This window comes from Pseudoalteromonas sp. NGC95 (genome assembly GCF_015864705.1).
GTDB lineage: Bacteria > Pseudomonadota > Gammaproteobacteria > Enterobacterales > Alteromonadaceae > Pseudoalteromonas > Pseudoalteromonas arctica.
Genome location: NZ_JADYWR010000030.1, coordinates 1 through 25,012, shown reverse-complemented (window position 1 = coordinate 25,012; position 25,012 = coordinate 1). Strand labels below are relative to the sequence as shown.

Genomic DNA, 25,012 nt, shown 5'->3' with positions numbered 1-25,012 from the left:
ATGAAAAATTTATCACGTTCGTTTTCGCTTTCTCTGGTTGCTGCAGGATTATTAGCATCTGGTGCTGTAAGCGCACAATCGCTAGCAATTATTAATGCAACATTACACACGTCTTCTGATCAAGGTGTATTAGAAGCGGCAAGCATTGTAATGACAGATGGTAAAATCACAGCGATTAACCCAACTGAAATTAAAGTAGATCAAATTATTGATGCAAAGGGCCAAATTGTAACCCCTGGCTTTATTGCAAGTGTAAATCAACTTGGTTTAGTTGAAGTAAGTGCAGTTGCAGGCTCTCGCGATGCAGGCGAGGACAAAGCCGGTATTGATTTTGACGTAAGTCTTGCTTACAACGCACATTCAAGCTTAATTCCTTACGCTCGTAAAGGCGGTGTAACACGCGATGTCATTACCCCTCATGGCGGCGATAGCATTTTTTCAGGCCTTGCGAGTGTTGTTGATTTAAGTGGTAGTTTTGACAGCGACATGCAAAAACAAGCGGCTTTAATTGTTTACTTAGGTGAGCGCAGTAAAGGCTCTCGTGCTTTTACTTTGCAAACACTGATTAATAAACTTGATGAGCACAAAACTAAAGCTGGTAAAAAAGCTAAAAAAGATGACGACAAGCCAAGTACTGAAGACAAAGTAATGGCAAAAGTACTCAGTGGCGAAATGCCATTAGTGGTTGGCGTATCACGTGCGGCAGATATTATTGAGCTTATTAAAGTAAAAGAGCAATTTGGTATTAACTTAGTACTTAACGGCGCACAAGACGCTGTTGTAGTTAAAGAGCGCGTTGCTAAAGCAAATATCCCAGTAATTATTAGTGCAATGGACAGCTTACCAGCAAGTTTTGATTCGCTTCATGCGAGTTTAGATAATGCAGGTGTGCTAGAAAAAGCAGGCGTTAAAGTATTATTAACGGTAGGTGGTGATGCAAGCCACAACATTTACCAGCTGCGTTTTGATGCTGGTAATGCAGTATCGTATGGTATGAGCCAAGAAGGTGCGTTAAAAGCGGTTACATCAAACGTTGCTGATGTATTTGGCATTAATGCAGGTAGTCTTGAAGTAGGTAAAGCTGCTGATTTAGTAATGTGGAGTAATGACCCGTTTGAACTAAGCAGCCACGTGAACAAAATGTTTATTAATGGGATTGAGGTTTCTACACAATCTCGTCAAGATAAACTGCGTGACCGTTATACGACTGATTCAAAAATGCCACGGGCTTATACTAAATAATTAAAATAAATTTAATTATTTTAAAGGCCGCTATTTTATAAATAGCGGCCTTTTTGTTTGTAAAATTTAGACATAAAAAAGCCGCTTACTTTTACAAGTAAGCGGCTTTTAAATTTAAACTAATATTTATACTAATTTAGCAAGAATATCGTTAAATGTAGTGCTTGGACGCATCGCTTTAAAGGCTGCATCATCGTTAGGCTGGAAGTAACCGCCTAAATCAACTGCAGGGCCTTGCGCATCGTTAAGTTCACTTACGATTTGTTCTTTATTAGACTCAAGGTCGCTAGCAATTTGAGTAAACTGTGCTTTAAGTTCACTGTCATCATTTTGCTTAGCAAGTTCTTGTGCCCAGAATAAAGATAGGAAGAAATGAGAACCACGGTTATCAATTTCTTTCACTTTACGTGAAGGAGACTTGTTTTCTGCTAAGAAAGTACCAGTCGCTTTATCTAGCGTATCAGCAAGAACTTGTGCCTTGTTGTTACCCGTAGTTACGCTTAGGTGCTCAAGAGATGCAGCAAGTGCTAAAAATTCACCTAAAGAATCCCAACGTAAGTGATTTTCTTTTTCGAATTGTTGAACATGCTTAGGTGCAGAACCACCCGCGCCAGTTTCAAATAATCCACCACCGTTCATAAGTGGAACAATTGAAAGCATTTTAGCACTCGTACCTAGCTCTAAAATTGGGAATAAATCTGTAAGGTAATCACGTAAAACGTTACCTGTTACAGAAATAGTGTCTTTACCTTCTTTAATTCGCGCTAGTGAGAACAATGTTGCTTCAAGCGGTGCTAAAATTTGAATATCTAGGCCAGCTGTATCGTGATCTGGTAGGTATTTATTTACTTTTTTGATTAGCTCTGCATCATGTGCACGGTTTTCGTCTAACCAGAAAATAGCTGGAACGCCTGTTGCGCGTGCACGATTTACTGCAAGCTTAACCCAATCTTGGATTGGTGCGTCTTTAACCTGACACATGCGCCAAATATCGCCTTGCTCAACACTGTGCTCAAGTAATGTATTACCATTTGCATCAACAACACGGATAGAACCATCTGCTTTAGCTTCAAACGTTTTATCGTGTGAACCGTATTCTTCAGCTTTTTGAGCCATAAGGCCAACGTTAGGTACGCTACCCATAGTTGTTGGATCAAACGCGCCATTCACTTTACAAAAATCAATAGTTGCTTGGTAAATACCTGAGTAACAACGATCTGGAATCACAAAGCTAGTGTCTTGTAATTTACCATCGTTATTCCACATTTGACCGCTTGAACGGATTGCAGCAGGCATAGAAGCATCGATGATCACGTCACTTGGTACGTGTAGGTTTGTAATGCCGCGGTCAGAATCAACCATAGCAATAGCAGGGCGGCTAGCGTAAACAGCTTGAATGTCTGCTTCGATTTCTTCGCGCTTAGCATCGTCTAATGTTTGAATTTTAGAATATACATCGCCTAAACCATTATTTACATCAACACCTAGCTCTTCAAAAAGCTCACCGTGTTTAGCAAATACATCTTTGTAGAATACTTTTACAGCGTGACCAAAGATAATTGGATCAGATACTTTCATCATTGTCGCTTTCATGTGAAGCGAGAATAAAACACCTTTTTCTTTAGCAGCGTCAATTTCAGCAGCTAAGAAAGCTTGAAGCTTAGAAGCGCTGATGCTTGATGCATCAATAACTTCGCCAGCTAAAAGAGGCGTGCTTTGTTTAAGTACAGAAACGTCGCCGTTAGTTGCAACATGTTCAATACGTACATCAGTGGCTGTATCAACAGTTACTGATTTTTCTGAACCAAAGAAGTCGCCTTCGCTCATGCTTGCAACATAAGACTCTGAATCTTTGCTCCACGCACCCATTGAATGCGGGTTGTTACGTGCATATTCTTTTACAGAACCTGGTGCGCGACGATCAGAGTTACCTTCACGTAGTACTGGGTTTACTGCACTGCCTTTGATTTTGTCGTAAGCAGCTTGAATTGCTTTTTCTTCATCATTTTTAGGTTCAACAGGGTATTCTGGAAGAGCGTAACCTTTTGCTTGAAGCTCTTTAATTACAGCGCGAAGCTGTGGTACAGATGCACTGATGTTTGGTAATTTGATGATGTTTGCTTCTGGTGTTTTAGCAAGCTCGCCAAGTTCAGCAAGTGCATCACCAATGCGTTGTTCTTGTGTTAAATAATCAGGGAAGCTAGCAATTACACGACCTGCTAATGAGATATCGCGAGTTTCAACTTCAACACCGGCCGCATTTGTATATGCTTGGATGATCGGTAGCAACGAGTAAGTTGCTAGTGCCGGAGCTTCGTCCGTTTTTGTATAGATAATTTTTGATGTCATCATCATTCCTAGATAGTAGACCGAAAAGGTCTTATTCAACAATGCAAAGAAAATCATTACTAATGAGTGAGTACATATTATTAAACAAGTTAATGAATACATACGCTCGTAATGAATAGTTTGTTAGGTGTTGGTACTCAGCGTTGCTCTTTTATAAAAGCAGAATAGTCACACCTGACGAACTGGAATTGTATTTATAGCTAAAAAATTAACAAAAATAAATCAGCCTTTAGCCTAGTACATATAAAAGAGGCGACAAGTTGGATTAGTTGCTGCGTTAATACGCAATTTTTAGCACCAAGAGTGTAACAAGCTTAAATAAAAAGGGCTAGAGGTTGAGCATGCCCAATAAGCAGTTAAACAATCAACTCTTAGAACATTGGGGTATATAAAATAAATTCAAGGAAAAGGGTTGAATTTGAATGAAAAGAGGCAATAAATAGGGGAGAAGAGATAAGTTAGTATGCTTAAGGAATTAAGCGAGGATCTTAAAAGGTCACTCGCTTTAGTCGAACAAAACAATAGTCACTCAATAATGTCACCATCTGGGGCAATATTTTTAGCGTGTAGACCTTTAGGTCCTTGTTCTAATTCGAATGTTACATCTTGACCAGCTTTAAGCGTTTTATAACCGTCCATTACAATTGTTGAGTAATGAGCGAAAATATCATTCTCGCAGCCGTCTTCTACGATGAAACCAAAACCTTTAGCGTTGTTGAACCATTTAACTTTACCGCAAGCCATACTTCTACATCCTTCAATAAGTTGACTAATTTAGTTATTCTAAATTGTATTATTTGCTAGACTGACTAAGGTTTAATCAATCTACGTTTGACTGTAGTTTATTTAGCCAACCAGTCAAGTGTTTTGAGTTATTTTTTTAACATTTTATTTATTTTTTATTCAAGTTTGCTTGAGTTACAAAGACAAGACTATATTTAATTATGAGTGGTATGAAAGATTCAGGTGTTATCGATACAGTTCGCGACAGCGAAAAGCAAAAGCTACAGCCGCCGCGAAAATATAAAGTTGTTTTAAATAACGACGACTACACGCCGATGGACTTTGTAATAGAAGTTTTAACGACGTTTTTTAATATGGATAGCGATAGAGCAACCGACGTGATGCTTCAGGTTCATGAAAAAGGTAAGGGTATATGTGGTGTTTACAGCGCCGACGTAGCCCACACCAAAGCTGAACAAGTTAACCGCTACGCGCGTGATAACGAGCATCCACTGCTTTGTAGTTGTGAGCAGGAATAAATACCAATTTTATTAAAAAATGACCATTTTAGCGGATTAAATTACTTATTAACTTCGTTAAAAATTATTCATATAGAACAACTATATTTGTAATTTTTGCCTTGTTACTAAGTTATTTCCTCATCGCTATAATAGGCCACGAATTTAATGCAATTGGTATAAATACCAATTAGGGTGATCAAACATCCGATTGTTGTGGTATAAATTATTATCTCAGTAAGGGGTTGCCAATGCTAAACAAAGACTTAGAACTCACATTAAATGCCGCGTTTCGTGAAGCGCGCACTCGCCGTCATGAGTTTATGACCGTAGAGCACCTTTTACTTGCGCTGTTAGATAATCCTTCTGCAGGAGAAGCCCTAAACGCGTGTGGTGTTAATATTTCTGGTTTAAAAACCGAATTATTAGAATTTATTGACGAAACAACACCCGTCATTCCAGATTTAGAAGAAGAGCGTGAAACTCAGCCAACACTTGGCTTTCAACGTGTATTACAACGCGCTGTGTTCCATGTGCAATCGTCAGGTAAAAATGAAGTCACTGGCGTGAATGTGCTAGTTGCTATTTTTTCTGAGCAAGAAAGCCAAGCTGTATATTTACTTAAAAAGCATGATGTATCGCGTTTAGACATCGTTAACTTTATTTCGCATGGTATTTCTAAAGCAGATGATGAATTAGGCAACGACAGCGACGATATTCATGATGAAGTGCAAGAAGTTCAAAATGAAGAAGCAAGCAAGCTAGACAGCTTTACAACTAACTTAAACGTTCAAGCTCGTGAAGGTAACATTGATCCACTGATCGGACGCGACAGCGAAGTAGAGCGCACGGTACAAGTATTGTGTCGTCGTAAAAAGAATAACCCATTACTTGTTGGTGAAGCGGGCGTTGGTAAAACAGCAATTGCTGAAGGCTTAGCGTATCGCATTGTTAATAAGCAAGTACCAGAAGTAATTGCAGATGCTGTTGTGTACTCGCTAGATATGGGTGCATTGCTTGCGGGTACTAAATACCGTGGCGACTTTGAAAAGCGCTTTAAAAGCTTACTAAAAGAGCTACAAGCCGAACCAGGCTCTATTTTATTTATTGATGAAATACATACCATAATCGGTGCCGGCGCGGCGTCTGGTGGTGTTATGGACGCATCAAACTTGCTTAAACCACTCCTTTCAAGTGGTAAGCTACGTTGTATGGGTTCAACAACTTACAATGAGTATAAAAATATTTTTGAGAAAGACCGTGCATTAGTACGTCGTTTTCAAAAAATTGATGTACTTGAACCAAGTGTTGCCGATACCACTAAGATTTTAAATGGATTAAAAGAGCGTTACGAAGAGCACCATGGTATTCGTTACACTCAAAAAGCATTAAAAGCAGCTGCAGAACTCAGTGCTAAATACATTAATGAGCGCCACTTGCCAGATAAAGCTATTGATGTAATTGATGAAGCCGGTGCAAGTCAGCGCCTGCAACCTAGCTCTAAACGTAAAAAAACCATTGGCGTGGCAGATATAGAACTAATTATATCTAAAATGGCACGTATCCCAGCGCAAAGCGTCTCGTCGACAGATAAAGAAACGCTTAAAAACTTAGACCGTAACCTTAAAATGCTCGTGTTTGGGCAAGATCAATCTATTGACGCACTTACATCAGCTATTCGTTTATCTCGCTCTGGTTTATCGAGCGAAGAAAAGCCAGTAGGTTCGTTTTTGTTTGCAGGGCCTACCGGTGTGGGTAAAACAGAAGTAACTAAGCAACTTGCTAAATGTATGGGTGTTGAGTTTATTCGTTTTGATATGTCGGAATATGTAGAACGCCATGCAATTAGTCGATTAATTGGAGCTCCACCAGGGTATGTTGGTTTTGAGCAAGGTGGTTTATTAACAGAAGCAGTTATTAAAAATCCACATGCTGTTGTACTACTAGATGAGATTGAAAAAGCGCATCCAGACATTTACAACATTTTGCTACAGGTTATGGATCACGGTACGCTAACCGATAATAACGGTCGTAAAGCTGACTTTAGAAATGTAGTGGTTGTAATGACTACCAATGCGGGCGTGCAAGAAACCACACGTAAGTCGATCGGTTTTACAGAGCAAGATCATACGCACGATGCAATGGGTGCAATTAATAAAGTATTTTCACCAGAATTTAGAAACCGTTTAGATAACATCATTTGGTTTAATCACCTTGAACGTGAAGTTATTTTACTGGTGGTTGATAAGTTTATTGTGGAACTGCAAGCGCAGCTTGATAAAAAATCAGTTAACCTTGAGCTTACGTCTAAAGCACGTGAGTGGTTGGCAGATAAAGGCTACGATAAAGCAATGGGTGCACGTCCAATGGCACGTGTTATTCAAGAAGAGCTTAAAAAGCAATTAGCTAACGAAATACTGTTTGGTGAACTTGTTGATGGCGGTACGGTTAAAGTATCAGTTAAAGACAAGAAGATTCGCTTTGATTACGAGAGTAATTTAACACCTGCGTAAAACGTTAATTAAATAATTTAGTTAAATAAAATGGCCCGCTACATAATAGCGGGCCATTTTTTTGCCCTTTTTATAGGCAACAAAAAACCCAGTAAAAACTGGGTTTTTTGTTTATTAAATGTAATTGCTAGTCAATGTCTATCAATTACATTTAATAAACGCTTAAAGCTAGTAAAACACTAGCCAAAAACTAAATCTCGTTTACGCACTTACTTAGCGAGCACGGAATACGATACGACCCTTTGATAAATCGTAAGGAGTCATTTCTACCGTTACTTTATCGCCGGTTAAAATACGGATATAGTTTTTGCGCATTTTGCCTGAAATATGAGCCACAACTACGTGACCATTTTCTAGCTCAACTCGGAACATTGTATTTGGTAAAGTATCAAGGACTGTCCCTTGCATTTCGATTACGTCTTCTTTCGCCATGTTTAGCGTAACACCTCTTTAATAGTTAAACGCTGCAGATTTTGCCCAAAATACTCCAATAAGTAAAGGCGCAGGGGCTATATTTGCAAATTAAATAGCCACCCACTCATCATTGAGCTGTTTTTGAGCAGGTAAAAACTGAGTTTTGTACTTCATTTTGTCGCATTCATCAATTTGATAGCCCAAGTACACGTATTGCTTATTTTGCTCTTTAGCAAACTTTAGCTGCTCTAATATCATCACAGAGCCTAAACTATAGTGTTCAAAGTCGGGGTCGAAAAAGGTATAAATTGCAGAAATAGCGCTATTCATACAATCAGTTACGGCAACTGCGACTAAAGTATCTTGGTGCCACAGTTCAATAAATGTGATCTTGAGCCAACTACAAAGCAAAAAACTTTGAAACTGTTCTTTTTCAGGAGGATACATACTTCCATCCTGATGACGCATCGTTATGTATTTACTATAGAGCGGATAATACTCAGGTCGCTCTTGCGTTGAATATTTTACCTCAAACTGTGTTTTTGCTTTGTTTAGTTTACGTTTTTGCGATTTTGAGGGCATAAAGTCTTGTGCTAATACACGTACAGAACTACATGCGCTGCATATTGGGCAGTGCGGACGGTATATTTGGTTACCACTGCGACGAAACCCTAAGCCTAATAATGACTCAAATTTGTCGGTGCTGTAGCAACTGGGATCAAGAATAACTAAAAGTTGCTCTTGTCTGTTGGGTAAATAACTACAGTCAAACTCTTGGGTTAAACCAACACGTGCAGGAAGTTGCTCATTCATAGATTGCGTCAAGTTCTTGTGGCTCCCACATAATAGGGTTAACAGTATAGTTATGTGCAGCTTTTAGTTTAGTCAAAAATGTGGAACGGGGGATTACTTTTGCACCTAGGGTCATTAAATAAGGGTTTTCTAACTGGCAATCAATAAAATGTGCATTATGGCGTTTAAGCCAATTTACCAGTGCCCACATAGCAAGCTTAGAGCAATTGGTTTGATGATGAAACATGGACTCGCCACAAAAAACACCATTTTGCATAATGCCGTATAAGCCACCTGCAAGCTCTCCGTTACTCCACACCTCTAAACTATGTGCAATGCCAGCATTGTGTGCATTAACGTAAGCGTCGAGCATGTCAGAGGTGATCCAGGTGCCATCGGTATCAAGGCGTTGATCGCGACAGGCTTCTATCACCTCTTCAAAGGCATTATTAATGGTTACTCTTACAGGGTGCTTTTTTAAATGCTTACGCAAGCTCTTACTTATATGAAAATCATTAAGCTCAAAAATGCCTCGCTCGCTGGGAGACCACCACATAATAGGCTCATCTTCACTAAACCAAGGGAATACTCCGCTTTTGTAGGCATTACTTAGGCGAGGTAAACTCAAATCTCCGCCAATTGCTAACAAGCCATCAGGGGATTCTAATGCGTATTCCGGATTGGGGAATGCTATATCGTTTTCGCTTAATTGGTATAGCTGATTTCTCATACAGTACTTATTTTATAATTGATCGTAAAAGTGTAACTATATTTTAGGCATAAAAAAAGGGCTGAATAATCAGCCCTATAATAATTTATTTAATTGCTTATAAATTATCTAAGAAACGCTCTGCATCAAGGGCAGCCATACAGCCTGTACCCGCAGATGTGATTGCTTGACGGTAAATGTGGTCTGACACATCACCTGCAGCAAAAACGCCTTCTACGCTTGTTTGAGTTGCGTTACCGTGAAGACCAGACTCTACAACTAAGTAGCCATCTTTCATTTCTAGTTGACCAACAAACATATCAGTATTTGGCTTGTGGCCAATAGCAATAAATACGCCTGCTAAATCTAGCTCTTCAGTTGCATCAGAGTGTGCATCTTTAATACGAACGCCGGTTACGCCCATTTGGTCGCCTAATACTTCGTCCAGCGTGCGGTTGTAATGCATTACAACGTTACCGTTAGCTGCTTTTTCAGCAAGGCGGTCAGCAAGTATTTTTTCACTGCGGAAACTGTCACGACGATGAATAACATGTACTTCGTCAGCAATGTTAGATAAGTAAAGCGCTTCTTCAACCGCTGTATTACCACCACCAACAACCGCTACTTTTTGACCTTTATAGAAAAAGCCGTCACACGTAGCACATGCCGAAACACCACGGCCTTGGAAGTTAGTTTCAGACTCTAGGCCTAAGTATTTAGCAGACGCACCCGTTGCAATGATTAATGCATCACATGTGTAAGTACCTTGGTCGCCAGTTAGTGTGAAAGGGCGCTTAGATACATCTACTTTATTGATGTGATCGAATATGATTTCAGTTTCAAAGCGCTCAGCGTGCTCTTTCATACGATCCATTAACGCAGGACCTGTTAAACCGTGTGCATCACCAGGCCAGTTTTCAACTTCAGTTGTGGTTGTTAATTGGCCACCTTGTTGAATGCCTGTAATTAAAACAGGGTTTAAATTTGCACGTGCTGCATATACTGCGGCAGTATAACCAGCTGGGCCAGAGCCTAAAATTAGTAGCTTACAATGTTTTGCTTCAGTCATTATTTTTTCCTAAACGTTTAATACGGTCTTTAATGCGCTCGATTCTAAGAAAAACAAGGCAGATGTAAACAAAATCCGCGATTATTTTTTTTATCAAATCGAAAAGCTGTGCAGTATTGTGTACTAGAGCTCTGTGCTTTTACAGTTAAAATGCCTAAGTAGCTCAATAAATAGACTAACAGGCAACAAAACAGCGTTATTTCATGACCCCTTTGATTTTTTTTGTTATGTTTTACCTAATTTTATTTGTCACTGATAGATTATGTGACCTAAGCAAATAGGCAACTATGTTATTTTGGCAGGAAAAACCCGCATTCGGGTTGACTTCAAAAGACGTTAACGTCTTAACCAATGCGCAAGATTACCGAACGCAATTGCTACGCTTGATAGCGAACGCAAAAAAACGAATTTATATTACTGCGTTGTATTTACAAGATGACGAAGCAGGTCGCGAAATTTTAGAAGCGCTGCATCGTGTGTCATTGGCAAACCCCGCACTTGAGGTAAAAGTGCTGGTGGATTTTCATCGTGCGCAACGTGGATTAATTGGCGCTGATAAATCAGACGGTAACGCAAGTTTATACTGTGACGATTTAGAAAAGTTTAAATCGAACGTACAAGTTTATGGCGTACCTGTAAAAGCTAAAGAATTATTTGGCGTATTGCATTTAAAAGGTTTTGTAATTGACGACACCTTACTTTACAGCGGCGCAAGCTTAAATAACGTGTACTTGCAGCATAACGAACGCTACAGACTCGATCGCTACTTTTTGATAACGCAGAGCGAACTGTGTGACTCAGTGGTTGATTTTATTGAAACAAAGCTACTTTCATCAGTCGCTGTGCCACGTATAGACACGCGACCGCTTAAGCGTTTGCACGACTTTAAGCTTGATCAAAAGCAGTTAATGCGCGATTTAAAAGTCGCAAGTTATAACGCAGCAGAGCAGCTAAATACGCAAGCATTAGGTATTCGCTTATTTTTAGGGCTTGGGCGTCGCAATAACGAGTTAAATCGTTTAATAAAAGCGTTATTTGATACAACAGAGCAAGAACTTGTGTTGTATACGCCATACTTTAATTTTCCGGCACCGCTTATGCGATCACTGCGCCGATTATTAAAGCAAGGCAAGCAAGTGACTATTGTTGTAGGCGATAAAACAGCAAATGACTTTTATTTACCGCCAAGCGAGCCGTTTAGTAAAATAGGGGCATTACCTTATTTATACGAAACTATTTTGCATAAATTTGTAAAAACGCAAAAGCGCCATATCGATAACGGTAATTTAAATGTGTATCTGTGGAAAGATGAAAGCAATTCGTTTCATTTAAAAGGTATTTGTTCAGATAGAACAAAACATTTACTGAGCGGGCATAACTTAAATCCGCGTGCATGGGGTCTTGATATCGAAAACGGTATTTTAATAGAAGATCCAGAGCAAACAATTATGGATGCTATTGATAACGAAAAGCAGGAAATTTTACAGCACTGCCGACGTTTAACAGGCCCAGATGATTTAGAAACGATGGATGATTACCCGCAGCCAGTTAAAAAACTACTTGGCCAAGCTAAGCGCGTAAAAGTAGATTTTATAATTAAGCGTTTTATCTAAATAAGTTTATCTAAATAAGCTTATATAAATCTGAAATTTAAATACAAAAAAAGCAGCTAATTAGCTGCTTTTTTTATGATTGTAGTTAGGTAGCTACATACTTAATACCAACCTAACCACAAAACGCTAAATTATGCGTTTTCTACCGCTGTGCGTGGGTCAACATATTCCATGTTGAACGCTTCAGCTACTTCTTTGTAAGTTACTTGGCCTTTAATTACGTTTAAGCCTTTTAAGAAGTGAGCGTCATCTAGTAACGCCTTTTTATAACCTTTGTTTGCAAGGTTAATGATGAAAGGCAATGTTGCATTGTTAAGTGCAAACGTAGATGTACGTGGAACAGCACCTGGCATGTTAGCAACACAGTAGTGAACAACTTCATCAACGATGAAAGTAGGATCAGCATGCGTCGTTGCTTTAGAAGTAGCAATACAGCCACCTTGGTCGATTGCAACGTCAACAATTGCAGAACCAGGTTTCATTGCTTTAATGTGCTCAGCAGTGACTAGTTTAGGTGCAGCTGCACCTGGGATTAGTACGCCACCAATTACTAAATCAGCTTCTAGTACGTGTTTTTCTAGAGCATCAGCAGTTGAGTAAATAGCTTTAACTTTATTACCAAATTGCGCGTCTAGTGCACGTAATACGTCGATGTTACGGTCAAGAACGACAACTTCAGCACCAAGACCAACAGCCATTTGCGCTGCACTACGACCAACCATGCCGCCACCAATGATAACAACTTTAGCCGCTTCAACGCCTGGTACGCCACCTAGTAGCATGCCACGACCGTGGTTAGATTTTTCTAGCGCTTGTGCACCAGCTTGAATAGACATACGACCAGCAACTTCGCTCATAGGAGCAAGAAGCGGTAAACCACCGCGAGAGTCAGTTACAGTTTCGTATGCAATACAAATAGCTTTGCTTTTTACAAGGTCTTCAGTTTGTGGAAGATCAGGTGCAAGGTGTAAGTAAGTGAAAAGAATTTGGTCTTCACGTAGCATTGCACGTTCAACAGCTTGTGGCTCTTTTACTTTTACAATCATGTCTGCTTTAGCGAAAACGTCAGCAGCAGTTGCTAAAATTTCAGCACCCGCTAGCGTGTAATCTTCGTTAGTAAAACCAATACCCATGCCTGCATCAGTTTCTACAATCACTTGATGACCGTGGTTTACTAATTCACGAACACTCGCAGGAACCATACCTACACGGTATTCATGGTTTTTAATTTCTTTAGGAACACCAATAATCATATCATTTGCCTTATTAAGAACGGATTAACATTTTTCACTATTATATTCATCATAAGCCCGTGTGTCTCACCTTTTTTAAAGTCAAATCTAGTGTTATCATCTATATAACAAAAATAAACAGCATAAAAAACTAGTTGGCACTATGCATCAGTTATTAGATAGAATTGACCGTAAAATTTTAATGGAATTACAGCACGATGGACGCCTTTCAAATGTTGAACTGGCCAGACGAGTTGGCCTAAGCGCCACGCCCTGTCTGGAGCGAGTGAAAAAGCTAGAACGAGAAGGCTACATACTTGGCTATAAAGCAGTGGTCGATCCAGCTAAGCTTGGGCAAGGTTTATCGGTGTATGTAGAAGTAACAATTACTAAAACATCTCCCGACGTATTTGATGAGTTTAGTGCAGCCGTTAAAAAGCACGAAGAAATTATCGAATGTCATTTAGTATCGGGTAATTTTGATTTTTTACTTAAAACGCGCGTAAATGATATGTCAGAATACCGTGGTGTATTAGGTGACATATTATTAAAGTTGCCTAACGTTAGTGAAAGCCGAACTTATGTAGTAATGGAAGAAGTAAAAGGTGAAGAAGGCGTAATTATTCGTCCTTATATTACTTAAGGTTATTTATATTAGCTGCGTCATTTGCTTATATAAGCTCAAATTATAAAAACTTGTTCATAATCAGGCCATCAAGGTTAAGATAAAGTGCAACAAATTGCATTTCCTGCTAAGGTATTTCACTGCTAAGTAAGTGTGAATAAAAATAGAATAATAAAGAGGAATAGGGAACTATGCGCCTAAACGGTGTGCAAAGACTATTAGAAACAGGGCTGATTATCAGCACCTTTACGGCAATATTTATTTTATGTGCCTTGATCAGCTTTGATCCAGCAGATGCTGCATGGTCGCAAACTAGTTTTAGCGAAGTAAGCAACATCACAGGAGCAGCCGGTGCATGGATAGCCGACATTTTATTACTCACCTTTGGTTGGTTGGCTTACTTAGTGCCAGCGGCCATTCAGCTATTTGGCTACTTGCTATTTAAACAACCTCACCGCATTTTACAGCTTGATTACACCACCTTAGCGCTGCGTGTTATTGGTTTTGCTTTATTTATTACCTCAGCTACCGCTATTAGCAGTATCAATTTTGACGATATTTATAACTTTTCCTCTGGTGGGGTAGTGGGCGATGTTATTGCATCAGCCATGATGCCTGCGTTTAACTTTACCGGTACATCTATATTATTGCTGTGTTTCTTTTTTGCCGGGCTTACCTTATTAACGGGTGTATCGTGGGTTGATTTTGTAGATTACCTTGGCGATTTAATGGTTAGGTTTTACCGCTTTATTGTATCGTACGCAAAAGGCTGGATGCACAGAGAACATGCTGCGGGCAAAGCAAACAATTACGATGAGGTAGACGCCCATTTTGAAGACGATATAAAAGAGCAAATAGAGCTGCCTACATCAGCTAAAAAAGCAGATAAACAAAAAGCAATTAATAAACCGCAAACACCGTTTAATGAGCCTCAAATTAGTGACGATTTTATGCCGTTTGACGAGCTTGACGACATACTCGATCAAGAAATTGGCTTTAGCGCCATAGACGACGAACCAATGGACACGGCCGCTGCGCTAAACGCGCTTGACCAAAGCCCAGTTGTAGAGCCAGAAAAACCAGTTACAACAGTTGTATCACCAGCAAGACCAATGCCTAAATCAAAAGCGCAATATCAACCACCGCCAACGGCTAAAGAAAAGTTTGAGCAATTATTAACGCAAGAACCACCACCGGGACCATTACCGTCGCTCGATTTACTCGACAGACCGGACAAAGCTAAAAACCCAATTTCGCAAGAAGAGCTCGATACAGTATCGCGCCTAGTAGAGACAAAACTACTCGACTTTAACGTACAAGCTAAAGTTGTAGCGGTATACCCAGGCCCTGTTGTTACACGCTTTGAGTTGGATTTAGCGCCAGGTATTAAAGTGTCAAAAATTACAGGTTTGGCTAAAGATTTAGCCCGTTCGCTTTCGGCAATTAGTGTGCGTGTTGTAGAAGTTATACCGGGTAAAACATATGTTGGTATTGAGCTTCCTAATAAACATCGCGAAATAGTACGTTTGTCAGAAGTAATAAACGCGCCTAAATTTGAGCAAAACCCATCGCCACTTACCATGGTGCTAGGTAAAGACATTGCCGGTCAGCCGGTATGTGCTGATTTAGGTAAAATGCCACATTTATTAGTAGCCGGTACAACCGGTTCAGGTAAATCAGTGGGCGTTAATGTCATGATAGTAAGCTTGCTTTACAAATCGGGGCCTGACGATGTACGTATGATTATGATTGACCCTAAAATGCTTGAGCTATCAGTATACGAAGGTATTCCGCATTTATTGTGTGAAGTAGTCACCGACATGAAAGAAGCCGCTAACGCACTGCGTTGGTGTGTGGGCGAGATGGAACGTCGTTATAAATTAATGTCAGCATTGGGTGTGCGTAACTTAAAAGGTTACAACCAAAAAGTGCTTGAAGCCAATGAAGCGGGTTACCCGATTCTTGATCCATTATTTAAAGACACCGATGGCATGAAAGAAGGCCCGGAAGAACTTGGTAAGTTACCAAGTATTGTTGTAGTAATAGACGAATTTGCCGACATGATGATGATTGTTGGTAAAAAAGTAGAAGAGCTGATTGCCCGCATAGCCCAAAAAGCACGTGCGGCAGGTATTCACTTAATACTGGCAACGCAGCGCCCTTCGGTAGATGTAATAACAGGTTTAATTAAAGCAAATATACCAACGCGTATGGCGTTTCAGGTATCAAGTAAAATAGACTCGCGCACGATACTTGACCAGCAAGGCGCAGAAAACTTACTGGGTATGGGCGATATGCTTTATTTACCACCAGGTACTAGCGTACCAGAGCGTGTACATGGCGCGTTTGTAGACGACCATGAAGTACACGCCGTAGTAAACGATTGGAAAGCGCGTGCTAAGCCAAATTACGTTGATGAAATACTCAATGGTGATGCCAGTGAAGATATTTTATTGCCAGGTGAAGCAAGCGAAAATGCAGACGAAGAGAACGATCCGTTATACGACGAAGCCGTGTCGTTTGTAATTGAAACCGGCAAGGTATCGGTATCGTCAGTGCAACGTAAACTGCGTGTTGGCTATAACCGCGCAGCACGTTTAGTCGAACAAATGGAAACATCGGGTATCGTGAGTTCACCAGGTCATAACGGCGCTCGCGATGTATTAGTACCTAATGGAGCAAATTAATGAAAAAATTTAACGCCTTATTATTAGTGTTAGGCAGCGTACTTGCCGCACCAAGCTTTGCTGATGACAGCCAAGCATTACAAGACAGACTTGCCACTTTAAAAAGCTTTAAAGCGCAGTTTGCACAAAAAGTAACAGACAAAGAAGGCCAAGCGGTTATGCAAGGCGAGGGCACAATAGCGCTTCAACAGCCTATGATGATTCGCTGGCAGCAAACAAATCCAGACGATACATTATTTGTATCAAACGGCGATAAAACCTATTACTTCGACAGCTTTGCTGAGCAAGTAACAATTATGAAAACCAGTAGTCTAATCGACTCAACACCATTTGTGCTACTTACATCAAAAGACCCAGCACAGTGGGAAAAATACAGCGTACTTGCAACAAATACAGGCTTTAGCGTAACGCCAAATAAAGGCGTAGAAAGCCAAGTAGAACAACTTGATATAGCGTTTGCGGGTAACGAGCAAGGCCTTGCTAAACTAGTCGTTACCGACAACTCAGGGCAGCTATCGTCATTTACGTTTAACAATGCCCAAGTTAATACGCCGCTTGATAAAAGCACTTTTGAATTTACGCCTCCTGAAGGTGTTGAAATAGACGATCAGAGTAACGGTGAGTAATTTAGGTTTTAACTTTGGGCCCGATGTACGGCCACTTGCTGCGCGTATGCGCCCCACAACGCTTGACGAGTACATTGGTCAGCAACACTTATTAAGTGCTGATAAACCACTGCATCAAGCCATTGTCGCGGGGCGATGCCATAGTTTAATTTTATGGGGCCCACCGGGTGTAGGTAAAACAACACTTGCGCAAATAATTGCCAACCATGCTGATGCCTCACTTATACAAATGTCGGCGGTAACCGCAGGCGTAAAAGATATACGTGACAGCGTAACGCAAGCGCGCGATAACCTAGAAAGCCGTGGCCAACGCACCCTTATGTTTGTTGACGAGGTTCATCGCTTTAATAAGTCTCAGCAAGATGCGTTTTTACCGCACATAGAAGACGGCACCTTTATATTTGTAGGTGCAACCACCGAAAACCCATCGTTTGCCCTTAATAACGCTATATTGTCGCGTGCACGCGTGTATGTTTTAAAATCGCTTGCCGATGCCGACTTATATACCGTAATAGAACGTGCACTTAAACAAGACGAGCAGCTAAGCCAAAAGCATATCACTATTGCCGACAACGCTAAAAAGGCACTGTGCCAAGCAAGTGGTGGCGATGCGCGCAAAGTACTTAACTTACTTGAACAAGCGGTTGATTTAACGTCCGAGCAAAACGGTCAATACAACGTAGATGAGCACGTACTTAGCCAAGTGCTACCAACGCATTTAGCTAAATACGATAAAGGCGGCGATGAGTTTTACGATTTAATATCAGCCTTTCATAAATCAGTACGTGGTAGCTCCCCCGATGGTGCGCTGTATTGGTATTGCCGAATTTTAGCCGGTGGCGGCGACCCTTTGTATGTAGCAAGGCGTTTACTTGCCATTGCAACAGAAGACATTGGTAACGCCGATCCGCGTGCGATGGAAGTGGCCTTAAATGCATGGGATATATTTCAGCGAGTAGGCCCTGGCGAAGGCGAGCGTGCAATTGCACAAGCCACATTGTATTTAGCCAGTGCACCCAAAAGTAATGCAGTCTATATGGCGTTTAATCAAGCCAAAGCAGACGCTCAAAACGAGCCAAGTTACCCCGTGCCAGAGCATTTACGTAATGCCCCAACTAATTTAATGAAAGACTTAGGGTATGGCGCTGAGTACCGTTATGCGCATAATGAAGAGGGTGCATTTGCCGCAGGTGAAAAATATTTACCACCAGAAATGGACGGTAAAGAATATTACTTACCGAGCGAGCGCGGACTTGAACAAAAGATCAAACAAAAACTCGATTACCTAAAAGAGCGCGATGCGCAAAGCCCACTTAAACGATACGAAAATGATTAAACTTTATATGATGATCGCCCTTGGCGGAGCCTCAGGTGCGTGTTTACGGTTTTTTATTAGCGAAAGCATGCTAAAACTCCTCGGTAGGGGATTCCCTTTTGGCACGTTGACGGTTAATATTCTGGGTTCATTGTTAATGGGCATTTTGTACGGTTTGATAGATAAAGAAATTATCACCGCAAGCCCCGCCAAAACCCTTATCGGTATTGGCTTTTTAGGTGCATTAACCACCTTTTCAACATTCTCAATGGACTCGTTGTTGTTATTACAACAAGGTCACTTTATTAAAATGGCCCTCAATATCATCTTAAACGTGATGGTGTGTATTTTTATGGCTTGGCTGGGCCTTCAGCTAGTATTGCAAAAAGGTTAAAAAACTAACATGTTAGATTCTAAATTTTTACGTCAAGACATCGAACAAACTGCAGCACGTTTAGCGGCGCGCGGTTACGAACTCGATGTAGCGACGGTAACGGCACTTGAAGAAAAACGCAAAACATTACAAGTAAAAACGCAAGAACTTCAAAGTCAACGTAATGCAAGCGCAAAAGCAATTGGTCAAGCCAAAGCTAAAGGCGAAGACGCACAACCATTACTTGATGCAGTGGCTAACTTAGGTAGTGAGCTAGACGCCGCTAAAACAGAGCAAGATGAAGTATTAGCCGCGATTAACGACATTGCGTTAGCAATTCCAAACTTGCCAGACGAGTCAGTACCTGCAGGTAAAGACGAGGACGACAACGTTGAAATTTTAACTTGGGGCACACCTAAAAAATTCGATTTTGAAGTTAAAGACCACGTAGATGTAGGGCAAGATCTAAACGGTTTAGACTTTGAAATGGGCGTTAAAATTAGTGGCGCACGCTTTACTGTAATGCGCGGACAAGTAGCGCGTATGCACCGTGCACTAACGCAATTTATGCTAGATACACACGCTGATAAAAACGGCTACACAGAAATGTATGTACCGTACCTAGTAAATAGCGCAAGCCTTTACGGCACCAGCCAATTACCTAAATTTGCGGGCGATTTATTCCACACATTAGGCCTTGTAAATGACGACGGCGAACAACAAGCCGGCTTTAGCTTAATTCCTACTGCTGAAGTACCGCTTACAAATAGCGCCCGTGACGAAATTTACGACGAAAGCGATTTACCAATTCGCTTAGTTGCCCACACTCCGTGTTTTAGAAGCGAAGCAGGCAGCTATGGCCGCGATACTCGTGGCTTAATTCGTCAACACCAGTTTGATAAAGTTGAATTAGTACAACTTGTAAAACCAGAAGACTCAATGGCAACGCTTGAAGAGTTAACAGGTCACGCAGAGCAAATACTACAAGCGTTAGAACTTCCGTACCGTAAAGTAATTTTATGTATGGGCGACATGGGCTTTGGTTCAGCTAAAACATACGATTTAGAAGTATGGTTACCTGCGCAAGATACATATCGCGAAATTTCATCATGTTCAAACATGGCAGATTTTCAGGCGCGTCGTATGCAAGCACGTTTTCGCCGTGAAGGTGTTAAAAAGCCAGAGTTACTACATACACTAAATGGTTCAGGCTTAGCCGTTGGCCGTACACTGGTAGCCATACTAGAAAACTACCAACAAGCCGATGGCACAGTTGTAGTACCAGAAGTATTACGCCCATACATGGGTGGACTTGAAGTGATTGGTAAACAATAAAACTCAAGTTTAAGTTAAGCACGCTTTAAGCTTGTAAATCTTAATACGAAAGCCGCTGTTTGTAATAAACAGCGGCTTTTTTTTTAGGTTAAAGGCAAAAGCTTAGAGAAAAATTTAAGTTATCTTTTTAATAATATCGCTTACACCTATTTTTATAGCTCATTACTTTTTTGTCCGATATTACTGATCTCTACCATTTTGGGGTATTTCTACATCAAGGAAACTTAAATATCGGCTAACTACTTGTTTACAAGTCCTTATTAGCTGGTTAAATTAAAACCTTTGTAATATTTGGACATTTGTCGGTTTATAAAGCGACAAATGTCGGATACAAAGTTGTTATGTGTACCTATAATGCGGAATTTGAATTCGACTGAAATTGAAATAATGACTAAGTTACTTAATATTGCTGGCTTAGAAATAGACTTGACCAAATTGCTTGTCAACCCTATGGATGACGGTGGAATGGGGAGTTTATCTATTGGTACAAATTATGAAAACCGACAACTTGGGCAAGAGGTTGCAGAATATATGTTTGACGACGTAGATGGTACTCCTGTATCAGCGGCATTAAACGTGGATACAGAAGGTAACTTATACGAGCTAGATATTTGGAAAGTGGATTTTTCACCAACCCAACTATTGAAGTAAATACACATAACAAGTCACTGCAAAGGACTAAAAACAGCTGGCTATTGCTCGTGCCTCGCTTATTTTAGCCATCAATTTTTAGCCTCTGAGTGAGGCGTTATAGGGCAGTCAAGTCTTTCATCAAATCCCTGAGCTAAGGAAATAACTATTTCTATAATAATTGAAAAAATGGACACATGGCCAAGTGATTTAATTCAATTCCTAGAAGAAAACTTTGATGTTTTTATTGGTTGGTGTTGTATTAGTGAACAAAGGTCTTCTGTACATTCGTTTGAAACATCACTCGCTGAAATAGGATTAATTCTAAAAAAATATTCTTTAATTGGTTACCACTGTACGAAATTAACGAAAGGGGAGATTTCAGAAATTTTAAAGTCAGGAATGTCTCTTCAAAATTTAGAAACACTCTCATCTCGTTTAGAAAAACTAGAATTAGAAGGCATTATTACTAAAGATATGTCTGAAAAATTAAGAGCAAACAATCAGTGTAATGATAACAACCGCGCAAATATGCTCTGGTTTTGTTTCTACGAACCATTGCTAGCAGGCGAGTCGGGCATAATGCGATTCTTTCAGTCTTGGGGAGGAGAAGCGTTATACAATAGTCATGAGAGTAATGCTGTTTCTGGGGAAACACTGAAAAACATAGGTACACCTTGTGTAATTAAAGCAACAGTTCCTTTGGGGTCTATTCCTAATTTTAGATTACCGTGGAAAGAGGTTATTGGGCGGTTCCTAAAAAACAAAGGATTCAAACTTGATAATTCAATTGATTACGCTGGTTATTCTACAGAACCGCTTTCATCTGAATGTATCGTAGATGTTTTTGAATATCCTACGGAAGAGTTTGTTAAATTAACTGGTTGTAGAGATTGGCATAATAAAATTAACAGTGCCAAATAGCCCTATAACAACACGCCCTGAGGTGTACGACTAGTAAAATTTAGCTATTAACTGCAAATTTTAAAAGTGGTGAGCCTCTGCGTTTTAAGGCCGCTAAATACGTCGATTCATCGTAGGGTGTATTCGTTTTCCAACACCTAAATACAATCCTTATCCATTTAAATGCCAGTGATCTAATTATGCTGTTATGCGGCTTACCCTTAGCTTTTTGTTGCTCATAATACGCTTTAGCCCAAAACGAATAACGAATAGAAAAGCCTGCCCATTCTACAAATGTTTGCCTTAAAAAAGTGGGGCAACTATAACGCCAATGAGTCCACATTTTTTGACCACTGCGCTCAATAACAGGCGCTATACCCGCGTACTTTTGAAGTTCTGCAGCATCATTATAACGCGCACGATTACTCCCAAAAGCAACAAGTAAACGTGGGGCGAGTTGTGGACCTGCACCGGGTAAGCTATCAAATATCTTTTTATCTTGCTGGGCTTTATAAGCCGATTTTATTGCTTTATCGAGCTTTTCAATACCTTTTAATAACACTTTAAATTGCGTAATAAGCACTTCAACGAGCATTTGATTAGGCACAATGACGCCTTCATCCAGAGTTAATGGCATTGAATTTTTAATACTGTCTAATCGTGCATTATTGACCGTGGAATAGTGTGAGTTATGACTCTCAAAAAAGTCGAGTAAAGTCTGTTTTCTTGCTTTTTTAACCGCAGTGAGTGACGGCCACTTCTGAATGAAGTCGCAGAATATATACGTGTCCTTTTCTTTAAACCATTCAAGTGCCTGCGGGTAATAATTTTTTAATGTCGCTGTTATTTTATTGGATAAATCGACACTGTCTTGCACTAAACTTCGGCGATATTCAACAAGCTGAGACAGCGTTCGCATAGCTGCTGACTCAGGCTCAATGACAGACAGCTTATCCATGTGTAACGTGAGAATTTCAACTTGTACAAAGGCATCTGATGGGTCATCTTTTGCGCCACTGGGCGTAAAAGCCTGGCGGTATTTAGCAACAGCACAAGGATTCACGGTAAATAAAGTAAGGTGGTCGTATTTAGCTAATGCATAAATAAGCGGGCCTTTTTTAAGCTCACAAACAATTGCTATTTTCTGCTCTGGATAACGCTGTTTAATATCCATAGCCCATTCATGCAACGCTTCAGGTGTGTGTTTAATAACGGTGTAATGATATTTATTAGTGCCTGTTGGGTGTTCACAAATATCATGTTTTTTATCGGCCCAATCCATGCCAATGAGTACAGCAAAATTATCAACGTTATATGCTTTCATTTTATAGCGCCTACGGTTAAAGTTAAGGACGGAATGTGCTTAAATCTCGTTTCTCGCAGGTCTTATAGATAGTCTTGGTCGGCAATCCCTGAGTATGCGTTTTGAAATCGAGGTGCTCTGTTGGCTCGAACGTCTTGTTAAAAACATTAGATGTTTGGCATTCAATATTCGTAACCAACAGAAGCATATTCCACTTAATATAATAGTCAGTTACTTTTAAATTAAGTGGCTTGGTCGAACTATAAGGCATTTAAACGGAACTAAAACAGTGGGTTAGGTTTCGCTTCGCTACACATTATAACCCACTATTTTAGTCCGCTTAATGCGGCGTTAGTTGCCTTATGAATATTGTGCCATTAGTCGGATTGAAAATAATTGAATTTGGTGATTCCAAGGAAAAAGCTATTGAGCTATTTGGTAAGCCTGATGTAATTGAAAATGAATTAGGGAAAGATGGTGTTAGTTCTGAAATTTGGAAGTATCAATCAGAAGGTATCCAATTGGATTTCGATCCTGATTATGGTTTTAAATTATGGGGAATCTCATTAAGTTCTGAAATGTCCCAACTAAATAGCATTAGACCAATTGGTTTTAGTGAGATTGAACTCTTAGCTCACTTTCCAGCTTTAGTTTTAAAAATGAGTGACGGTATATTTAAAGAGTATGTCGATTCAGCTAAGGAGTTGGAATTCTTTTTACGCAACAATATAGTTAAACGTATCGACTTATCACCTAATCTAGATGACTACATAAATAGGTTTGGTGAAATCGGCAACTAACAAGCTGTTGAAGCGGGACAAAAAACAGTTTGCTGTTTCGTTCCTCAACATTTTAGCAAACAATTTTTTGCCCCTTAACAGGGCGTTACTAGGAAAGTCTGTGCGTAAATTCTTAAATTTAAGTAAAAACAGGCAGGTTGAATTAGATAAAAAATTCCCTGATCTATTTAAAATTTATTGTGTAGAAGATTCGCCTCATTATAAGAAAGTCGCAATAACCGAAAATTAGGATAACAAAATTAGGATGACACCCATCCTAATTATTACAAAAAAGCCAACAAAAACAGCATGAAGAGTGAATTATTATAAATAATGAATCACCCAAAAAGCTGAGCTATGTAGACAAAATGAAAGTAAAAATAGACAGCCCCATAGGTCGACGACAGCTGTTTATTAAAGAATGGCAAACGGCTCTGCTGTATCGAACCGGCTTTCCTTTAAATAAAAAGCGGAACATTACAGTGAACAAAGACATGAATAAACTGACCTTATGGGGTCAAACGAAAGTGAATACCTTTGGTTTACGGTGGGGCAACTGTATTGCCTTGTTCATAATATAGAAAAGCTGCAAAACACGATGCATTAAGAAGGGTAAGCCCTCTTACTCTAAATAAAAGCCACTCAAACACCCGTAATCCCTTCCAAAACGCCAATTAAAACAATATCAAACACTTCAATATTCTTCGTAAAAATACAGTAGTCAATTGAACCAAAATAGGAACTCAGCTATGGTTTGTTTATCAATAAAAACAAATTTAAAAACGAGTTAATCTACAGGCTCGTTATATGCCTAGAGGTAGTTGGAGAGTAGTATGTTCATATATACAAGGAAGCAGCTTGATGATTCTAAAGTTACCATAGTGTTTAGCCCAAACTTTAAGTGGCTTTCTTTATTTTTTGCTTCCTCAGCGATATTTTTTTCATACTTTAATTATTACAGTATCGCAGTATTATTTTTTTGTTGCTTTAGTCTCTGGATATTTTTATTTTTGATGAAAACAAAGAGTGTTCGAAGAGAAATTAAAGAGTTTACAGTTTTAGATAAAGTTGAAACTTCGGGTTCCAATTGGAATTATAAAAATCCAATTACTTATACTATAAAGTGTTAGGGGATTGGCATATAACAAGTGACTATGGTGTCAATTCCTAATTTCAAACCATTTTAGGATCCCACATGACACCATCCCTCACCATAGAATTTATGATTACTATAAGCTTTCTTATACAGGCAATAATAGCCA

21 protein-coding genes and 1 pseudogene are annotated in these 25,012 nt (G+C 39.8%); 14 read left to right on the top strand and 8 right to left on the bottom strand.

Annotated elements, in window-relative coordinates; all coding sequences use genetic code 11:
* Positions 1-1,242, top strand: a complete 1,242-nt coding sequence (locus I6E70_RS18775) for an amidohydrolase family protein (RefSeq protein ID WP_197189377.1) — start codon at positions 1-3, stop codon at positions 1,240-1,242.
* A gap of 126 nt (positions 1,243-1,368) precedes the next feature.
* On the opposite strand, the gene I6E70_RS18770 is transcribed toward I6E70_RS18775, so the two are convergent.
* On the bottom strand, positions 1,369-3,591 hold the full coding sequence (locus tag I6E70_RS18770; RefSeq protein ID WP_007585113.1) for an NADP-dependent isocitrate dehydrogenase: 2,223 nt from the start codon (positions 3,589-3,591) through the stop codon (positions 1,369-1,371).
* Positions 3,592-4,116: 525 nt separating this feature from the next.
* Positions 4,117-4,335: a cold shock domain-containing protein CspD gene (gene cspD, locus I6E70_RS18765; RefSeq protein ID WP_002962500.1), complete on the bottom strand. Its 219-nt coding sequence runs from the start codon at positions 4,333-4,335 to the stop codon at positions 4,117-4,119.
* A gap of 209 nt (positions 4,336-4,544) precedes the next feature.
* Between cspD and clpS the strand changes: the two genes are divergently transcribed.
* Together clpS and clpA are read left to right on the top strand one after the other, a co-directional pair.
* Entirely contained in the window at positions 4,545-4,853 is a 309-nt protein-coding gene (gene clpS, locus I6E70_RS18760) for an ATP-dependent Clp protease adapter ClpS (RefSeq protein WP_007585109.1), read from the top strand.
* Positions 4,854-5,083: 230 nt separating this feature from the next.
* On the top strand, positions 5,084-7,345 hold the full coding sequence (gene clpA / locus I6E70_RS18755; RefSeq protein WP_007585108.1) for an ATP-dependent Clp protease ATP-binding subunit ClpA: 2,262 nt from the start codon (positions 5,084-5,086) through the stop codon (positions 7,343-7,345).
* 213 nt (positions 7,346-7,558) lie between these two features.
* On the opposite strand, the gene infA is transcribed toward clpA, so the two are convergent.
* The 4 genes from infA to trxB all read right to left on the bottom strand — a co-directional run bounded on the left by infA (position 7,559) and on the right by trxB (position 10,329).
* Entirely contained in the window at positions 7,559-7,777 is a 219-nt protein-coding gene (infA, locus tag I6E70_RS18750; RefSeq protein ID WP_002962494.1) for a translation initiation factor IF-1, read from the bottom strand.
* A gap of 90 nt (positions 7,778-7,867) precedes the next feature.
* Entirely contained in the window at positions 7,868-8,572 is a 705-nt protein-coding gene (locus I6E70_RS18745) for an arginyltransferase (RefSeq protein ID WP_010552618.1), read from the bottom strand.
* Positions 8,565-9,281, bottom strand: a complete 717-nt coding sequence (gene aat / locus I6E70_RS18740) for a leucyl/phenylalanyl-tRNA--protein transferase (protein ID WP_024594164.1) — start codon at positions 9,279-9,281, stop codon at positions 8,565-8,567. The genes I6E70_RS18745 and aat overlap by 8 nt, the downstream gene beginning before the upstream one ends.
* Positions 9,282-9,378: 97 nt before the next feature.
* Positions 9,379-10,329 carry a thioredoxin-disulfide reductase gene (gene trxB / locus I6E70_RS18735; protein ID WP_008168643.1) on the bottom strand — a complete coding sequence of 317 codons (951 nt, stop codon included), beginning with the start codon at positions 10,327-10,329 and terminating at the stop codon, positions 9,379-9,381.
* 287 nt (positions 10,330-10,616) lie between these two features.
* Between trxB and pssA the strand changes: the two genes are divergently transcribed.
* On the top strand, positions 10,617-11,942 hold the full coding sequence (gene pssA, locus I6E70_RS18730) for a CDP-diacylglycerol--serine O-phosphatidyltransferase (protein WP_101163084.1): 1,326 nt from the start codon (positions 10,617-10,619) through the stop codon (positions 11,940-11,942).
* A 131-nt stretch (positions 11,943-12,073) separates the two neighbouring features.
* Here pssA and ald read toward each other — a convergent pair whose 3' ends face one another.
* The gene (gene ald / locus I6E70_RS18725; protein WP_010552621.1) at positions 12,074-13,195 is read right to left on the bottom strand and encodes an alanine dehydrogenase; all 1,122 of its coding nucleotides are present in this window, start codon (positions 13,193-13,195) and stop codon (positions 12,074-12,076) included.
* Positions 13,196-13,337: 142 nt separating this feature from the next.
* On the opposite strand from ald, the gene lrp reads away from it, so the two are divergent.
* From lrp to I6E70_RS18685, 8 genes are all read left to right on the top strand, one after another.
* Positions 13,338-13,817, top strand: a complete 480-nt coding sequence (gene lrp / locus I6E70_RS18720) for a leucine-responsive transcriptional regulator Lrp (RefSeq protein ID WP_007582985.1) — start codon at positions 13,338-13,340, stop codon at positions 13,815-13,817.
* A 173-nt stretch (positions 13,818-13,990) separates the two neighbouring features.
* A complete protein-coding gene (locus I6E70_RS18715) occupies positions 13,991-16,486 on the top strand; it encodes a DNA translocase FtsK (RefSeq protein WP_197189376.1) in 2,496 nt (831 codons plus the stop codon).
* Positions 16,486-17,112, top strand: coding sequence for an outer membrane lipoprotein chaperone LolA (lolA, locus tag I6E70_RS18710; RefSeq protein ID WP_007582981.1), 627 nt, complete (start codon positions 16,486-16,488; stop codon positions 17,110-17,112). Before I6E70_RS18715 ends, lolA begins: the two co-directional genes overlap by 1 nt.
* Positions 17,105-18,448: a replication-associated recombination protein A gene (locus I6E70_RS18705; protein WP_197189375.1), complete on the top strand. Its 1,344-nt coding sequence runs from the start codon at positions 17,105-17,107 to the stop codon at positions 18,446-18,448. Before lolA ends, I6E70_RS18705 begins: the two co-directional genes overlap by 8 nt.
* The gene (crcB, locus tag I6E70_RS18700) at positions 18,441-18,821 is read left to right on the top strand and encodes a fluoride efflux transporter CrcB (protein WP_197189374.1); all 381 of its coding nucleotides are present in this window, start codon (positions 18,441-18,443) and stop codon (positions 18,819-18,821) included. Before I6E70_RS18705 ends, crcB begins: the two co-directional genes overlap by 8 nt.
* A gap of 9 nt (positions 18,822-18,830) precedes the next feature.
* Entirely contained in the window at positions 18,831-20,135 is a 1,305-nt protein-coding gene (gene serS, locus I6E70_RS18695) for a serine--tRNA ligase (RefSeq protein ID WP_002962971.1), read from the top strand.
* Between the two features lie 363 nt (positions 20,136-20,498).
* Complete coding sequence (locus I6E70_RS18690) at positions 20,499-20,786, top strand: DUF6984 family protein (RefSeq protein ID WP_442960299.1); 288 nt, start codon at positions 20,499-20,501, stop codon at positions 20,784-20,786.
* A gap of 168 nt (positions 20,787-20,954) precedes the next feature.
* Positions 20,955-21,689, top strand: a complete 735-nt coding sequence (locus I6E70_RS18685; RefSeq protein ID WP_197189372.1) for a hypothetical protein — start codon at positions 20,955-20,957, stop codon at positions 21,687-21,689.
* Positions 21,690-21,729: 40 nt separating this feature from the next.
* On the opposite strand, the gene I6E70_RS18680 is transcribed toward I6E70_RS18685, so the two are convergent.
* On the bottom strand, positions 21,730-22,992 hold the full coding sequence (locus I6E70_RS18680; RefSeq protein WP_076926144.1) for an IS110 family transposase: 1,263 nt from the start codon (positions 22,990-22,992) through the stop codon (positions 21,730-21,732).
* Positions 22,993-23,333: 341 nt separating this feature from the next.
* Between I6E70_RS18680 and I6E70_RS18675 the strand changes: the two genes are divergently transcribed.
* Both I6E70_RS18675 and I6E70_RS20960 read left to right on the top strand, forming a co-directional pair.
* The gene (locus tag I6E70_RS18675) at positions 23,334-23,771 is read left to right on the top strand and encodes a hypothetical protein (RefSeq protein ID WP_169061460.1); all 438 of its coding nucleotides are present in this window, start codon (positions 23,334-23,336) and stop codon (positions 23,769-23,771) included.
* Between the two features lie 308 nt (positions 23,772-24,079).
* Positions 24,080-24,357, top strand: a pseudogene (locus I6E70_RS20960) (hypothetical protein); the annotation flags it as partial.
* Positions 24,358-25,012 lie beyond the last annotated feature (655 nt).